Below are 14,826 nucleotides of genomic sequence, written 5' to 3' on the forward strand. Positions count from 1 at the left end.
ATAGTCGGAGAATGTTGGAGCCCGCGGACCGAGACACTGCTTCGGACCTGATTCAGTTCATCAACGCCTCACCCACCCCTTATCACGCCGTTGTCGAGGTGAAGCGACGCCTCGTCGCCGCGGGGTTCTCGGAGCTGGACGAGCGCGAAGCCTGGCCGATCACACCGGGCGCGAAGCACTTCGTCGTGCGTGGAGGCGGCACGCTGGTGGCGTTCGTCGCGGGCGGCGAGCCGCCGTCGCATGCCGGGTTTCTCCTGCTCGGCGCCCACACCGACTCGCCAAATCTCAGGGTCAAGCCGTCGCCCGACCTATCCCCGGCTGGTTATCGCCAGTTTGGCGTCGAGGTATACGGCGGCGTGATCTGGCACACCTGGCTCGATCGCGATCTGTCGGTCGCCGGTCGCCTGACGCTGCAGAGCGGGGAGACTCGCCTGGTGCGCTTCGACGAGGCTCTGTGCCGAATCCCCAGTGTCGCGATTCATCTGAATCGAGACGTCAACTCGGCCGGCCTCCAGCTCAACGCACAGAACCACCTGGTCCCGCTCCTTGGACTGGGAGACAAGGACGAGAAGCGGGGATTGTCGGCCAGCTTGAGCGAGCGAGCGCAGCTCGAGAGCGCGGAGATCGTGGGGCTCGACCTGTGTTTGTTCGACGTTCAACCCGCGTGCATCGGTGGCGAACGCGGCGAGCTCCTGTTCGCGCCGCGGCTCGACAACCTGGCGTCTTGCCACGCGGCCACGACTGCGCTCCTCGCATCCGGGCCGGCCGGCGCCGCGACGCGAGTCATCGCTCTCTACGATCACGAAGAGGTCGGGAGCCAGAGCGCCGCGGGAGCGAAATCCCGCTTCCTGTCGAGTGTGCTCGACCGGGTGGCCAGCGCGTACGCAGACGCGGGACGCGACGCGACGAGCCGCGCGTTTGCGCGCTCGCTGATGGTGAGTGCCGACATGGCGCATGCAGTCCACCCGAACTACTCGGACAAACATGACAAACAACACGCGCCGCAGCTCGGCAAAGGGCCGGTGATCAAGGCCAACGCCAATCAGTCCTACGCGACGGACGGCCCGAGCGCCGCGGTCTTCGAGATCGCGTGCCGGGAGACGGGCACGCTGGTCCAGCGCTTCGTGTCGCGCAACGACATGCCCTGCGGCAGCACCATCGGCCCCATCTCGGCGGCGGCGATGGGCGTGCGCACGGTCGACGTCGGAAACCCGATGCTCAGCATGCACTCGTGCCGCGAAATGGCCGCTACCGCCGACGTTGCACCGATGATCCGGGCGCTCACTCAGGTGTTTCAGAACGCGAAACTACCGAAACCGAGCGCCTGAGCCTCGAAGGCCCCGCGCGGTGGCGTCGCGACGAGACGCGGCTCAGTTCGCGTTGGCCAGGACGATCCGGGAGAGCCAGGCCTCGACCTCTGCCTCGGATAGCGGTGTCAGCCGGACCTGCGCGTCGAGCGACGCGTAGGTGCGCTGGGCAGGGATCAGGCGAGCATACGAGGACGGGCCGATCAGGAGCACCCGGGTGCCATCGACCGCGGGGATTTCCCAGGGTTCGCCTTCGCCCCAGATCCAGTGCGCGGAGCCCGAGTAGTCACTGGCCTCGGGCAGAGAGCCGCGCTCGACCAGCGCGGTGTAGGCGTAGGCATTGAAGGCGCATTCGACCACGAGCCCCGAGTCCTGCGCGCCGTGACCCGTGAGACACGACACCGCCTCCGCGGGCGGGCGGACCAGGGTCAGGTAGCCGCCTGCTGGATCACCCGACGCCGCATCGGCGACCAGCACGAATAGCTCGAAGTTGCTGGCGACGCCGCTCATCGTGCCAGACAGTCCTCGCCCCGCGGCAACGTCGATCACGAGCAGCGGTTCGGCATCGAGCACGTCGAGGAGCTGGCGTAACCACGCCGCCCCCGGGTGATAGGGCTCCAGCCGGCGCAGCGCCGGCAATAACTCGCGCTGCCGCCGACGCGCTTCGGGATCGGCGCCGAGCACCGCCACCGCAGCGAGGTAAGTGTCGCCGATCAACGCCCAGGGCCGCTCCTCTGACAGACGCGTCCCGACCCACTCACTCTCGTCGACCTCGTCGACCTCGTCGACCTCGTCGCCGCCGGAGGCGTCTCGCGCCGGCTGCTCACCAAGCACCTTGTCGAGCAACTTGACACTCTCGTCGAGCCAGCGGCGCAGCCGCGGGAACAGGGCGGACTCGAGCGCCCGCCCCGGGGCGCCGCGCTCGACGAGCGCGCCAGCCATGACCGTGCTCAACGTGAGCGACGATCCTTCACGTTTCAGATCCTCGGCCAGCTCGGATACCAACGCCTCGCGCTCGTCGACCGCGGTGTCCAGGGCGGCGTTCAGGAGCGCCGAGGCTGCACCCCGAGCGACCTCCGGTTCGAAGGGCTCGGCGCGGGATGCGCCGAGATAGAGAGCGAGTTTGCCCCCAAGTCCCATACCTCCCGAGCATACGGTAGAATGTCGGGCATGCGACCATTGGCGTTGGGCGTGGCAGCGTTGATCTGGGGAAGCGCGCTCGTCGGCTGCGGCAGCGACAGCAATGACGGCGGCAAGTCGAGCGGCGGGGGCGCCTCGGGCAGCGGCGGGAGCGGTGGCGTCAGCTCCGGCGGCGCCAGCTCAGGCGGCGTCAGCTCCGGCGGCGGCGGCGTCAGCTCCGGCGGTGCGGCCGGTAGTGCCAGCGGCGGCACGGCGGGCGCGGCGAGCGGGGGCGCCTCGGGCGCAGGCGGCGCTCCAAGCGGCGGGGGCGCGGGCGGAGCAACGGGCGGAGGCGGCGCGGGCACAGGCGGGGCCAGCGGCGCAGGCAACCTCTGGCAACCCAAACCCGGCACCACCTGGCAGTGGCAACTCACGGGCACCATCGACACGAGCGTCGACGCTGCCATGTTCGACATCGATCTCTTCGACGCCAAGCAGAGTGTGATCGACGCGCTGCACGCCATGGGCCGAGTCGTGATCTGTTACTTCAGCGCTGGCAGCCGCGAGGACTGGCGGCCGGACGCGGGCAGCTTCAAAGCAAGCGACTACGGCAAGGGCGTCGCGGGCTGGTCCGGCGAGAATTGGCTCGACGTGCGCTCGGCCAACGTGCGCAGCATCATGCAGAAGCGACTGGACCTGGCGGTGAGCAAGAAGTGCGACGGAGTCGAGCCGGACAACGTCGACGGGTACCAGAACTCGTCCGGCTTCCCGCTGACCGAAGCCCATCAGCTCGACTACAACAACTTCCTTGCCACCGAGTCCCATGCTCGGAAGTTGTCGGTGGGCCTCAAGAACGCCCTCGACCTGGTGCCAAAGCTGGTTGCAAGCTTCGATTGGGCACTCAACGAGGAGTGTCTCGCCTACAAAGAGTGCGGACTGCTCAAGCCGTTCATCACGGCGAACAAGGCCGTCTTCCACGTCGAGTACGTGGACAATTCGGGCCAAGGTGCTGCCAAGAAGGGCTCAGTCTGCGGGCAATCGACCATCGCGGGGTTCTCGACGCTGATCAAGACCTGGGACCTCGACGCCTGGCGCCTGACCTGTCCGTGACGACGGTCAGGGCGGCGGCGGCGCGAACCCCTGCGCGAACGGCTGCGGACCGGGACGCAGTGGGCGCGACGGACGGAAGGTCCGGAACACGTCGATACCACGTGCCTCGAGTCCATCCGCATCGTCATACCGCAGGCTGAGCACGCGGGTCGGGCTCGAGCTCGCACGCTCGAACGAGACCTGGACCACGCGGCTCGTGCGCGACTCACCGTATTCAGTTCCGATGTTGCCATCACTCTCGGCAGCGCGGTCCTGAGCTGCACCCGCTCGGCCTGCGCTCGGTCTCGGGGCGGACTTCGACCTTGCCGGTGCGCGTCGGCGACGCCAGTTGTCCTGAGGAATGGCGACCTCTTCGCGCACTCGCTCAGCGAAGAACGCCACGCCGACGACGCCGACGTTCTGGGGCGTGCCCATGCGCGACGAGTAGCTGTCGCTCGGGTTCGTGAAACGGAACGTCGCCACGTCGTCCAGGCTCTGACGGAAGCCCTCGATGCGCACACTGCCAAACGCCGGCACGATGTAGCCGCGGTGGCGCACGAAGTCGGCGCTCTGACCACTCAGCACGTCCCGCCCGTCCACGCTGACGACAGCCTCGACCCGCTGAGCAGTGGGATTTCGGACCACGACCACGTAGCGGTCGCCGTCCTCACCGAGCACCCAGCTGGTGCCCCGGTGCTGAAAGGTGCGCAGGGAGCGGCCTGCTCCGTCCTCCAGCGACAGCGAAAATGCGGGGCGGGGCGGCGGCGGGGGGCGCCACCGGGGACTCCTGGCGGCTGCGGCCATCACGCCGAGAACCACTGAAACGGTGACCAGCGCGGCGATGACGTAGCGTAAACGGCGACGGTTCATGGCTTTTTCCTCGGTGTCTGGCGCGCTCGCGTCCATTTGCCCAAGCTCTGAGACGCGCCGGGGAGGAAAACGATCTGCCGAGGGCTCAGCTCGTGAGTTTTTTCAGTGCGGACAGCGCCTCGTCCACGTGGCTCTGGGCGTTGAGCGCCGCTCGGTGCACGTGTGCGATCCGGCCATCACGACCGACGACGAAGGTGACCCGGCCGTCGAAGAAGCCCAAGGTCTTCTTGATCCCGAACTCGGCCCGCACTTCGCCCCCGGGATCGGCCAAGAGCACGTAGGGCAGCTCATGGCGACCGGCGAAGCTCCGGTGCGACGCAACACCGTCGGAGCTGATGCCTACCACCTGGGCACCACGCTCCGTGAACACCTCGTGCTGGTCCCGAAACGCACAGGCTTCGGCGATGCAGACCGGGGTGTCGTCTTTGGGATAGAAAAAAATTACGACCGGTCCCTGGGCGAGTGCGTCGGCGAAACGCCACGCGCGGCCCAGGTGGTCGTCCAGAGTGAAGTCCGGGACCGGATCACCGACAGCAAGCGCGCGAGCCATGAATGCCCGATGCTGGACCACACCGCCGCGGATTGCCAGGCCTCAGCGCACGGCCCAGAGCGTCAGGCGCCCATCGCGGGCGCTGGCCGCGAGAATCGCTCCGCTTTCGTCGAACGCCGCGTCTTCCACCGGGCTCTTGGTGTCGAGGGCAACACGCTTGGGACCCGCGACTTCGGCGAGCTCCAGCCCGTCGGAGCCGCCGCGCGCCAGCCATTTGCCATCCCGCGTGAACAAGATCCGCTTCACCCACGCGCCGTTCTTGAGCTTTGCCTTGGCCACTGGCACTTCGCCGAGCTCCCACAGCGTCGTGGTGTTCTCGCCACCCTCCTCTGCCAAGAGGTTGCCGTCGTGACTGAAGGCGATGCCATCGGATTCACTCTCGTGACGCACGAGATCATGGGGGACGCTCGGCTTTGCGAGGTCCCACCACCACACCGAGCCCTGCACCCACGCAACTGCAATGCGGCTACCGTCGCGCGTCAGAGCCAAGCTCTTGACGTCGATGGGAGGCCCAGGGACCGGGATCTCGGTGGTTGCCGAGCCATCGAGCCCGTACACCCGCACCACGCCATCGTGGTGCCCGAGCGCCAAGCGCGCGCCGCTCACGGCGGCCGCAGTGATGCGTGAGCCGTTGATCGGCAAGTCGGGCTTCTTTGCGTGTTTCAGCCCGTCGACCACGACCACGGATTTCTCGCACACGATGATCAAGTCACCACCGTGAAACGCGACTCCGCCGCGCACCACGTCACGACACCGCTGCACCTTGCCCAGAGACTTGCCGGTGGACAGCTCGAAGAGCTCGACGCCGTCCTTGTTGGCGAAAGCGACCCTCGATAATCGGCTGCTCACAGCGACGCCGCGGCCATAACCGCCGGCGGCGGCATCCCAGATCCGCTGCACGCGCTCCGCCGTCGCCGCGCCGATCACCGTGGGGACTCTGGGCCGTGTGCCGGCCTTGGCGGCAGCCTTGGGCGCTTTCCCCGGCGCCGCCGTGGCCGGGGTCGCCCCACCGGCCGCGCACGCGACCACGAAGCTCGACAGGAACAGTGCCAAAGCGGTGCTTCGCACGCCCGCACTCTACCCGCGATGCGACGACCGGCGCGAGCTTCTTCGCTTCAACCGATGCGATACATCGCAACCAGCAGCGCCACCGCAAAACCCATGCTCACGCACACCAGCGCAACGACCACGCCGAGCCAGCGAGAGGACTGAAATGAACGGCGCTCGCCGTCGCCGATGCCAGCTTCCTCGAGGTGCAGGTCGAGGACCCGCGCCGACCGGCGTCCCTCCAAGACCAGGAGCAGCGCCGCGAGTGCGGCGGCCAGGAGCGTGAAACCCAGAGCCACGAACCGCGCCTTGCTGCGCCTCGCGACATCGGCCGCAAAACCGAGGCCCATGCCATCGACCAGCAGACGATCCGGGACAGCCCGGGCGCGTGGCGGCTCGGCAGCGAGCGGACCCTGCGGCGCGCGAACTGGCCACCCTACGGTGGAAGCACTGTCGAGCTCGGGCTCACCGGACACGACCGCCCACAGCGGGCCGCTCGGCAACTCGGGCAGCTCGGTGACGGCGATCGAACCGCCACGCTGATCTGCGGCCATCGGCAGCAGGCCACCGAGCAGGCGCTGCTGCTCGCTCACGATGGCAAAGTAGGCAACGTCACGCTCGATGGCGGACTCGATTCGCAACTTGCGGCCCTCCAGCGACGCGCGCAGCGCCCCGACTGCCACGGGGATCTGCCCGCTCCACTCCCCTGCCTCTCCCCCCGGCTCCGTCGCTTTGATGGTCAGGGACACGATGTGATCGCGAGGTGTGAGGTTCACGACGCTGCGCCCTTGGGCGTCGGTCGGGTCCGGCAGCCGCACCACGTCTGCGCCGTCTGCCTCGAGCACGAGTCGCACCCCCGAACGCGCGCCGCTCGGGCCGCTCACCTCGACCCACAACGGGTCAGTGAACGGCACGGCGAACGCGCCGCGCCCGGGTGCCGCGCGAATGACCAGGGTGCCGCTCAGCTGCCCGTTCAAGAATCCACCGCGCTCTCGCGCACCCTTCGCCCATTCCTCTTGCGAGAGCTGGACCGTACCTTGGGCCAGGAGTCCGCTCCGGCCGAGCACACGGAGTTTCACGGGTCCGTGCACGGCACCCGGTGGCTCGAGAGCCACGCTGGCCATGCCCAGCTCGTCCGGAGTCGCAACCGCGCGGACCCGCCGTCCATCCGCGAGCTCGGCTTCGATCGTCACTTCACCGATGTTCGCCGGCGACTCGATGGCGAGGTAGCGCTCGACCACGGAGACGCGCAACGCGAGACGGGTCGCGCCTTCGGTCGAACCCCCGAACACCCGCGCACCGAAGTAGGGTCGGGGTGCCCCGACCACGAACAAAGCGAAGGCGATCACCGCCACGGTGATCAGGGGCAACGACAAGAGAACGACGCGACTGCCTCGCACGCGACGAGCAGTGTGCACCCTTCAACGCTGAAAATCCCGGAGTCGCGCCGGAGCCGCAGTCGCGGGCCACCGAACAGGCCGTTTCTCGCGCCGCCTCCCTGCCGCGCTACCTGCTTTGGCGGATGAGCCGGCTGGCGCTCAGGCCTCGTCGCCCTCGGACTCGATCTTCGTTGGTGTCCGCGTCGACCGACGCGGGTTCGGCACCATTCAGGTGGATACGCCGAGCCGGGGCAGAAGCCACAGCTGGATCCCAAAGTACGCAAGCCCGAGCAGCAGCGGGAAGGCGACGGACGACATGGTCGGCCTAGTTTTGGGCCGTCCGCCGCGATTGGCAACCCCTGCCGAGAGGACGGCTTTACGCCTCTGTCGCGCATGAATTACGCTCCGCGCCCCGATGTCCGAAAAGAAGACGGCGAAGAAGAAGAAGAGCACAAAGCGTGATCGCAAGGAGCGACGCTTCCTGCCCACCACGACTCCGACCTCGACGTACGCGGGGATTGGTGGAATGGCCGGCGCCCTCGCGCTCGGTGCAGGTGTCTACGGCCAGTGGATCCGCGAGCCGGGCTACCCCTGGGCACAGTACCTGGTCGCCGGCGGCGCGCTCACCCTCGGCGCAGCGCTCTGGTTCAGCGACGTCACGGGGGATCCAGTCCGGGTCGGTGACGCCGGCGTTGCGCTGGAACAGGGCGGCGAGTTCCTGCGTGTCGCCTGGTGCGACCTCACGCGGATCCGCATCGATCGCGCCAAGCTGCTGCTGGAGACCGACGACGTGACGATGGCGATCCCCATCGCAGGCCACCAGGCAACCGTCGCCTGGATCCTCAAACAAGCGGTCTTGCGCGTGCCGGATGCACTCGACGTCAAGGATCGGGACTCCGAAGGGCTGCCGGAGCCAAAAGAGACCGACGGCGAGCTGGTGCCGGTGGAGAACCTGCAGATCGCTGGGCGCGCCTGCGCCGCCAGCGAAAAGACCATCGCTTTCGAGCGGGATGCCCGTCTGTGCCCGACCTGTGCCCAGGTCTACGACAAGGAGCACGTACCCAGGAACTGCGTGACGTGCGGCGAAGAGCTCCGCGGCCACGCCTACGCCTTGTGAGGGACGATGACTGACTCGATCAAGACGGTAGCCGTGCTCGGCGCCGGCACGATGGGACGCGGTATCGCGCAGCTCGCAGCGCAACGAGGGATCGAGGCGCGCCTGTTCGACGTCTCGTCGGACCAGCTCGCCCGAGCACTCAGCGACGTGCGCGGCCAGCTCGCCAAGCTCACGACCAAGAGCAAGCTCAGCGCCGAAGAGGAGAAAGCCTGCGTCGCACGCCTGATTTCGGCCAGCGATCTCCCGAGCGCGTGCCGCTCGGCGGACGTCGTGATCGAGGCCGCCCCGGAGTCGATGGACCTGAAGGTGCAGCTGTTTGCGTCTGTGCTCGAGCATGCGCCGAGCCACGCCCTGCTCGGTTCGAACACCTCGAGTTTGTCGATCACGGAACTCGGGCAGCGCACGGGGGCGGCGGATCGAACCGTCGGCCTGCACTTCTTCAATCCTCCGCCGGTCATGCCGCTCCTGGAGATTGTCCAGGGACTCGGAACCAGCCGCGAGACGTTGGAGCGCGCGCTGTCACTCTCGCGTCAGCTCGGCAAAGAGTCGATCGTGGTCCGAGATTTTCCGGGTTTCGCCACCAGCCGGCTGGGTGTCATTTTGGGGGCCGAGGCCATGCGCATGCTCGAGGCAGGAGTCGCCAGCACTGCCGACATCGATCGCGCGATGGAGCTCGGATATCGACACCCGATGGGGCCGCTCAAGCTCACGGACCTCGTCGGGCTCGATGTGCGACTCGCGATCCTGGAACACCTGCAGCGCGAGGTCGGCGAGCAATTCCGGCCGCCGCCCCTGTTGCGGCAGATGGTGCGAGCGGGCCGCCTCGGGAAGAAGGTGGGACTCGGGTTCTATCGCTGGACGGACGAGGGGCCGGTCCCCGCCGAGTAGACATGCCGGCCGCGCAACATACCGGCGAGGTCAAGGGTTACGCCCTGCTGTCCTACGTCGCGCCGCTGCAGCGGGACAAGGGCGACCTATGGCACCGCGTCGAGCTCGCCATGTCACCCGAAGCGCAGCGCTTCTTCCGCGGCGAAATCTACGCCAGCTCTTGGTATCCGCGCGCCCACTTGCACGCCCTGATGCAGGCGTACTGCCAGGCCGTGAAGAGCTCGAACGACGAGCTTCGCGAGCTCGGCAGCATGGCTGCTCGCTACCAAATCCACGTCATTTACCGGTTGTTTCTCAAGTTCGCGACCCCGGCGCTGGTGTTCAACCGTGCGTCGAGTGTCTGGTCCCGGCAGACCACCGTCGGCACCTTCACCGTCGTCGAGGAGCATCCGGATCATCTGATTGGTGAGCTCGACGATCCGGATCTACCCAAGGGGATCCCGGAGCTCATCTCCGGCTGGAGCGACACGATCATCGCGATGCTCGGGCGCACACCGTACCGCACCAGCTGGGAGGCCGTCGGCCCCACGCGATGGCGTTTTCGCGTGGGGTGGATCAAACGCTGAGGCCGTATCAGGGCGGCGGAGGCGGCGCGCCGTAGAGCGGCTGCGGTCCGCCGTCGGTGCTCTGACCACCGTCATCGGCTGCATCATCCCCGCCCGCGTCTGCCGGCAGACCGTAGAGCGGCGCTGCACCGGCAAAGCCACCCGAAGCGTTGCCCGCTGCGCCACCCGAAGCGTTGCCCGCCGCGCCACCCGAGGCGTTGCCCGCTACGCCGCCGCTGCCGCCAGTGGAGGTGCCACCGGAGCCACCCGCACCACCGGTCCCCGTGCCTCCGGTCGAGCTGCCGCCGCTGCCGCCGCCATCGGAGTCACCCCCACACGCGGTGGCCGCGAGACCCGCGGCCAGCGTGGCGCCGAACGCAAACAGCGCCGAACGACCGAGGCGTCGCGTCGGAAGCACCGGCGGAGGGCTCGCCGACAGATCGAGAGCAGACTGACAGAAGGGGCAAGCGCTCTCGTTGGCGCGCACGTGGCGCTGACACTCTGGACAAGGAACCAAGTGACTCATGCAGAAACTCCTTCGCTAGGATCGTCTTCGACTATCAACTCGAAATCTCCGACGTCGAACGGCTCACCTGGAGCCGCGACACGCTGAACCAGCCGCTCGCGTTTGCCCTGGCGCTGATGCTCGAGGGCGCGGTGGTGGCAGTAAGGGTTGTTGCCGCCCTTCTGGAAGAACGTGAACGACGTCCAGGTGCAGCCCGCGCGGCAATCGTCGGCGTAGTAACAGCTGCGGCAGAAACCCCACAGATCATCGACCGTGCGGTCGCGGGTGTAGCGAAGCGGGGTGGCTCGCTCCCAGATCTGCTCCAGGCTCGCGTCGCGAATGTTGCCGCCCGTCCAGGCCTCGGTGGGGAGCGACGGACAACCCTTGATCGCACCGTCGGCCTCGATACCCAGCGTCGAGCGCCCCGCGCCACAGGACGCCAGATGTCCCCGCGGCATCGTGCCACGGAAGACCGTCTCGTACGGTCCGAAGTAACCGATGTTGTTGCCCGGCCAGAGCCGCACGCCCAGCTCGTCGCAGCGTTCTTTCAGCTTGGCTAGCAGTGGAAACAGCTCGAGCAGGTGGTACGGCTCGAGCAACACGTCGGGTTCGTCCGCGGCCCGCCCCATGGGAACGGTCAGCTGGATCTGCCAGCTGTGTGCCCCGGCGGCCGCGATGCTCTCGAGCACGTCCGGCAGCTCCGGCATGCTCAGACGGTTGATCTGGGTGTTGGCCGCGACGCGCACGCCGGCCTCGCGCAAGTTCTTCAGCGCCGCGTGCGCCGAGCGGTGGGAGCCGGGTACGCCGCGCAGGCGATCGTGGGTGACCTCGCCACCGTCGATGGACACACTCGCGCTCTGTAGACCCGCCTGGGCGGCAGCCCGTGCGCGCTCGGGCGTGATGCCACGACCGCCCGTGGTCATGGTGGCCGTCATGCCGTGCGCGCGGATGGCGGCCACGATCTCGAGCCAGTCGGAGCGCAGGTACGCCTCGCCACCGATGATGGTCACTTCCTTGACGCCAAGCGCTGCCATCTGCGCCACGAGATCGAGGCAAGCCGCCGTGTCGAGCTCGTCGGGTCGAGCGTGTCCGGCGCGCGAGCCGCAGTGGCGACACGCGAGATCACAGGCCAGGGTGATCTCCCAGACGGCGTACACCGGACGCCACTGTCGATCGACGGCCCGCGACTCGGCCGCGAGGGGTAGCTGCCTCCGAGCGGCATGCGCGATGGGGGCAATGGGCAGGCTGCGGGGACGCGGCTTCAGCAGCTCACGGGCCCGCTCATCTGGCGACAGCGGATCAGGCCCCCGACCAAGCATCTGGGGCAGCGTAACAGTTGACGGTCGTCAATGCGAGCGCGCCCGCTTTGGGCTAGCGGCCCGCCCCGGATCACGGCGGCGGGCGGCGCGGCTCCGGCAGCCGTGTGCCCGACAGGCGCACCCTCACGACACCGGGGCCGGCAGCCCAGCATCTGCCCGCAGCAAGGTTGCCGCGACTCGTCCCGTGCGCACGGCAGCCTCCATGCTCGCAGTCGGTTGGGTGCCGTTCACCCAGTCTCCCGTCAAGGTCAGGTTGGTGTAGGGACGCACGTCCTGGCGCGGGCGATACTTCCAGTGCCCGGGCTCCATCAGCAGGTAGCGCATGTGCTGAGCGGTGTTGCGCCGGAACAGCCACTTGTTGCCGTTGGTCTGGGTCACGACCTGATCGACGTCAAACCGCTGGCGATCGACGAACGGCAGCTCGCTGAAGCTCGTGAGCGTCTCACGCACGATGGTCTCGTCCGACAGGCCAGCGTACAGGCCCTCTTGACCCTCGAACTCGATCACCGAACCGAAGGCACCGTTCTCGAGCTCGGTGACCCGGTTGGTGTAGTCGATGAGCGTCGCACACGGCTGCGGGGTCCCCATCACCACGGTGGCGTAGTCGGAGGGCATGACCTTCTGCGGCAGCCACATCCGGAGTGAGATCGAGGCGACGGTACGCAACGCCCAGATGGTGCGCAGCTCGGGGACCGCCATCACGGCCTCGTCGAAGCGCGAGGTCGTGCCGAGCAGCGTGCGCAGGCTGTCCACCGGCAGAGCCGAGATGACGTCGTCGAAATCGGTCCCACGCCGGAGGACTCGTTCGGCGCTGCTCGACGCCGGCGCTGGATCTCCGACCGGATAGGGGTTCTCGTCGAGGGAGTATCCGCCGCCCATTGCCACGGGCGTGACGTGGTCCACCACGCCGGCGATCGGCTGCGCGGTGGCCATTTGGCGCGTGGCCACCTCGGTCACGCGCTTCGTGGCGGGATCGAGCTCGATGCGGGTCGCCTTCGTGCAGAACTCGAGCTTGCCGCCGAGCGAGCGATAGAGCTCGGCGATTGGCGCGACGATCACCTCGCTCAACGGACCGTTCAAATAGAAGACGGTCGAGTTCTCGCTGCCCATCAACCGCTGAAAACCGTAGTTGGCGACGTAGGCCGAACCCTCTGCCGGGAAGTTGAAGGCCAGGTCGAGCACGTATTTGAACCAGCTCTTCTTGGTGAGCTCGATGTCGAGCCCGGTCTCGACCGCGTAGGCAGTGAACGCGTGCTCGTCGATGGCCGGGTCGACATTCTGCAGCAGCAGCTTCGCGCCGACCTTCGCCAACCAGCGCCCCGCCGCGAGCTTCTCGGTGAAGCTCATGCCCTGGTAACCGATGAAGCCGCTGCCAAAGAGGGCCGGCACGTCGAGCGGCCCGGACGGAATGTCGAGGCGATTGACCGCGCGCGCGCTGGCCTCGTACATCAAGTGCACGCCTTCGTTGGAGGTGAACCAGCGCGGATCGGTGACCGGGTGTCCGCCGCGAGCAAGCAGCGTCTGAAGCGCGTGGTAGTACCCGAACACGCCGTGGAACCCGACCTCCATGTAGCGGTTGTCGGGCAGACGCCAGCTCGCTGCTTTGCCACCCAGGCGGTGTTCCATGCACACGATGGTCACGTCGAACGCGTTGGCCCCGCCCTCCTGCAAGAGGTGAATGCCCGCTGACAGAGCCGAGAGGCCCCCACCCAGAATCAGAACTTTTCTCGCTGCCACAGCCCGGATGCTCCCCGGCGTGTCAGCGGAGGTCAACGATTCTGGCGCCCGCTTGCGCAATCGCCCAGCCGGGTGGTGCGCGCCCGAGGCGCGGGGAAGTATCCTTGCGCTCGTGAAGCAGCCGATCGCAGCTTGCCTCGTCGTGATTGCCGTCAGCGGCTGCGCGACCGGTCACCCCGAGTCACCCGCTGCCGCTCCCGCTGTGGAGAAGCGGCCCTCCGCCCGTGCCGAAGTGACCAGCCCGAGCCCGAGCGCAGCGACGAACCCAGCGCCCCCAGCCCCCGCTCCGGCCGAGGCGAAGGCACCGCCAACGATCGACCTCGGAGCGTTCGAACACCCGTTGTCGGATCCGGTCCATTCGTTCGCCCTCGGCGACAAAGCACGGGTCGCGGCCATCGGTGGTGAGGTCTGGTTGGACATCGGGAAGGGTCTGACGAAGCTCCCGCGTCCGCCGGCAATTGGCCCGAGTGTTCAGATCTACTTCGGCCGCGACGATCAGCCGCGGCTGATGGGCTTCGAGCGCGGCTCGGAGTCGACTGCGGCAGTCTACCTGCGTTGGCGCGCTGGAGGCTGGCAGCGCGCGGTGGCGGAGATCGGCAAACTCGGCGGTGAGAAGGCGAGCCCGCTGTTCGGTGTGTTGGGCAACGACGATCCGGAGGTCGTCTGCGCGCCCGACCTCGTCTGCATCATCAAGCGCCGCACGGGTTGGACCACACTGAAACCACCGCCCGGGCTGCCCGCTGTCGAGCTGTGTAACGGCGTGCCGTGGGCGCTCGAAGGAGCGGACCTGTTCCGCTTGCGTAGCGACGGCTGGCATCCGCTCGAAACAAAGCCCACTTTCGTCGCTGGCGATGGCGTCTGGGCCAATGCCGACGACGACGTCTGGGTAGCGGAGGCCAAGGGCGAGCGGCTGCACCATTTCGACGGCAAGAGCTGGACGGCGGAACCTGCACCGCTTCGTGGCCCGCGAGGGCTGTGGGGAAGCGCAAAGAACGACGTGTGGCTGGCGGCCGACGGCGGCGCCGCCCACTTCGATGGGACGCATTGGAGCGTCGTAGCCGGTCCCGCGGGCCCCCTGCGGCAAGTCCGTCGACGCGGCACTGAGGTGTGGCTCGGGGGTTCCTCCGGCCTCTGGCGCGGCACGCTCCGCTGACGCGGGCCTCGACGACACCCGTGGTAGGTTCTCGCCGGTCCAGGCGCGCGACGATTGCCAAGTGTGAGAGCTGCGGACTCGACCATCAGACGACGATCCCTCCCCTGCTCGTGCCACGGCTGGTTCAGGGGTTGAAGCTGCCGCTCATCGTGCATCCCCAAGACCCGAGCCGGGTCGAGGTGCAGTGGCACCTGGTCTGAC

Annotated in this window: 15 protein-coding genes; 7 read left to right on the forward strand and 8 right to left on the reverse strand. The window is 67.9% G+C overall.

Annotation, left to right across the window (positions count from 1 at the left end; translation table 11 throughout):
• Window positions 1-11: 11 nt before the first annotated feature.
• Entirely contained in the window at window positions 12-1,328 is a 1,317-nt protein-coding gene (locus IPI67_29225) for a M18 family aminopeptidase (protein ID MBK7584272.1), read from the forward strand.
• Window positions 1,329-1,370: 42 nt separating this feature from the next.
• On the opposite strand, the gene IPI67_29230 is transcribed toward IPI67_29225, so the two are convergent.
• On the reverse strand, window positions 1,371-2,447 hold the full coding sequence (locus IPI67_29230; GenBank protein ID MBK7584273.1) for a hypothetical protein: 1,077 nt from the start codon (window positions 2,445-2,447) through the stop codon (window positions 1,371-1,373).
• Between the two features lie 30 nt (window positions 2,448-2,477).
• Between IPI67_29230 and IPI67_29235 the strand changes: the two genes are divergently transcribed.
• Window positions 2,478-3,536, forward strand: a complete 1,059-nt coding sequence (locus IPI67_29235; protein ID MBK7584274.1) for an endo alpha-1,4 polygalactosaminidase — start codon at window positions 2,478-2,480, stop codon at window positions 3,534-3,536.
• A 6-nt stretch (window positions 3,537-3,542) separates the two neighbouring features.
• Here the strand turns inward: IPI67_29235 and IPI67_29240 are convergent, their stop codons facing one another.
• The 4 genes from IPI67_29240 to IPI67_29255 all read right to left on the reverse strand — a co-directional run bounded on the left by IPI67_29240 (window position 3,543) and on the right by IPI67_29255 (window position 7,382).
• On the reverse strand, window positions 3,543-4,385 hold the full coding sequence (locus IPI67_29240; protein MBK7584275.1) for a hypothetical protein: 843 nt from the start codon (window positions 4,383-4,385) through the stop codon (window positions 3,543-3,545).
• 85 nt (window positions 4,386-4,470) lie between these two features.
• The gene (locus IPI67_29245) at window positions 4,471-4,935 is read right to left on the reverse strand and encodes a peroxiredoxin (protein ID MBK7584276.1); all 465 of its coding nucleotides are present in this window, start codon (window positions 4,933-4,935) and stop codon (window positions 4,471-4,473) included.
• Window positions 4,936-4,977: 42 nt separating this feature from the next.
• Window positions 4,978-6,003: a WD40 repeat domain-containing protein gene (locus IPI67_29250; protein MBK7584277.1), complete on the reverse strand. Its 1,026-nt coding sequence runs from the start codon at window positions 6,001-6,003 to the stop codon at window positions 4,978-4,980.
• Between the two features lie 47 nt (window positions 6,004-6,050).
• Window positions 6,051-7,382 carry a hypothetical protein gene (locus IPI67_29255; GenBank protein MBK7584278.1) on the reverse strand — a complete coding sequence of 444 codons (1,332 nt, stop codon included), beginning with the start codon at window positions 7,380-7,382 and terminating at the stop codon, window positions 6,051-6,053.
• A 394-nt stretch (window positions 7,383-7,776) separates the two neighbouring features.
• Here IPI67_29255 and IPI67_29260 point away from each other — a divergent pair, with 394 nt between their 5' ends.
• The 3 genes from IPI67_29260 to IPI67_29270 are packed head-to-tail and all read left to right on the forward strand — an operon-like array spanning window position 7,777 to window position 9,932.
• Entirely contained in the window at window positions 7,777-8,478 is a 702-nt protein-coding gene (locus tag IPI67_29260; GenBank protein ID MBK7584279.1) for a hypothetical protein, read from the forward strand.
• A gap of 6 nt (window positions 8,479-8,484) precedes the next feature.
• Window positions 8,485-9,366, forward strand: coding sequence for a 3-hydroxyacyl-CoA dehydrogenase family protein (locus IPI67_29265; protein ID MBK7584280.1), 882 nt, complete (start codon window positions 8,485-8,487; stop codon window positions 9,364-9,366).
• Window positions 9,367-9,368: 2 nt separating this feature from the next.
• Window positions 9,369-9,932, forward strand: a complete 564-nt coding sequence (locus tag IPI67_29270; GenBank protein MBK7584281.1) for a hypothetical protein — start codon at window positions 9,369-9,371, stop codon at window positions 9,930-9,932.
• 7 nt (window positions 9,933-9,939) lie between these two features.
• Here the strand turns inward: IPI67_29270 and IPI67_29275 are convergent, their stop codons facing one another.
• From IPI67_29275 to IPI67_29285, 3 genes are all read right to left on the reverse strand, one after another.
• Window positions 9,940-10,437, reverse strand: coding sequence for a hypothetical protein (locus IPI67_29275; protein ID MBK7584282.1), 498 nt, complete (start codon window positions 10,435-10,437; stop codon window positions 9,940-9,942).
• Window positions 10,434-11,735 carry a radical SAM protein gene (locus IPI67_29280; GenBank protein MBK7584283.1) on the reverse strand — a complete coding sequence of 434 codons (1,302 nt, stop codon included), beginning with the start codon at window positions 11,733-11,735 and terminating at the stop codon, window positions 10,434-10,436. Before IPI67_29280 ends, IPI67_29275 begins: the two co-directional genes overlap by 4 nt.
• Window positions 11,736-11,858: 123 nt before the next feature.
• The gene (locus IPI67_29285; protein ID MBK7584284.1) at window positions 11,859-13,472 is read right to left on the reverse strand and encodes an FAD-dependent oxidoreductase; all 1,614 of its coding nucleotides are present in this window, start codon (window positions 13,470-13,472) and stop codon (window positions 11,859-11,861) included.
• Between the two features lie 112 nt (window positions 13,473-13,584).
• Between IPI67_29285 and IPI67_29290 the strand changes: the two genes are divergently transcribed.
• Together IPI67_29290 and IPI67_29295 are read left to right on the forward strand one after the other, a co-directional pair.
• Complete coding sequence (locus tag IPI67_29290) at window positions 13,585-14,625, forward strand: hypothetical protein (GenBank protein ID MBK7584285.1); 1,041 nt, start codon at window positions 13,585-13,587, stop codon at window positions 14,623-14,625.
• Window positions 14,626-14,645: 20 nt separating this feature from the next.
• The gene (locus IPI67_29295; protein MBK7584286.1) at window positions 14,646-14,825 is read left to right on the forward strand and encodes a hypothetical protein; all 180 of its coding nucleotides are present in this window, start codon (window positions 14,646-14,648) and stop codon (window positions 14,823-14,825) included.
• The last annotated feature ends 1 nt before the right edge of the window (window position 14,826 follow it).

It is taken from the genome of Myxococcales bacterium (genome assembly GCA_016706225.1).
Lineage (GTDB): Bacteria > Myxococcota_A > Polyangia > Polyangiales > Polyangiaceae > JADJKB01.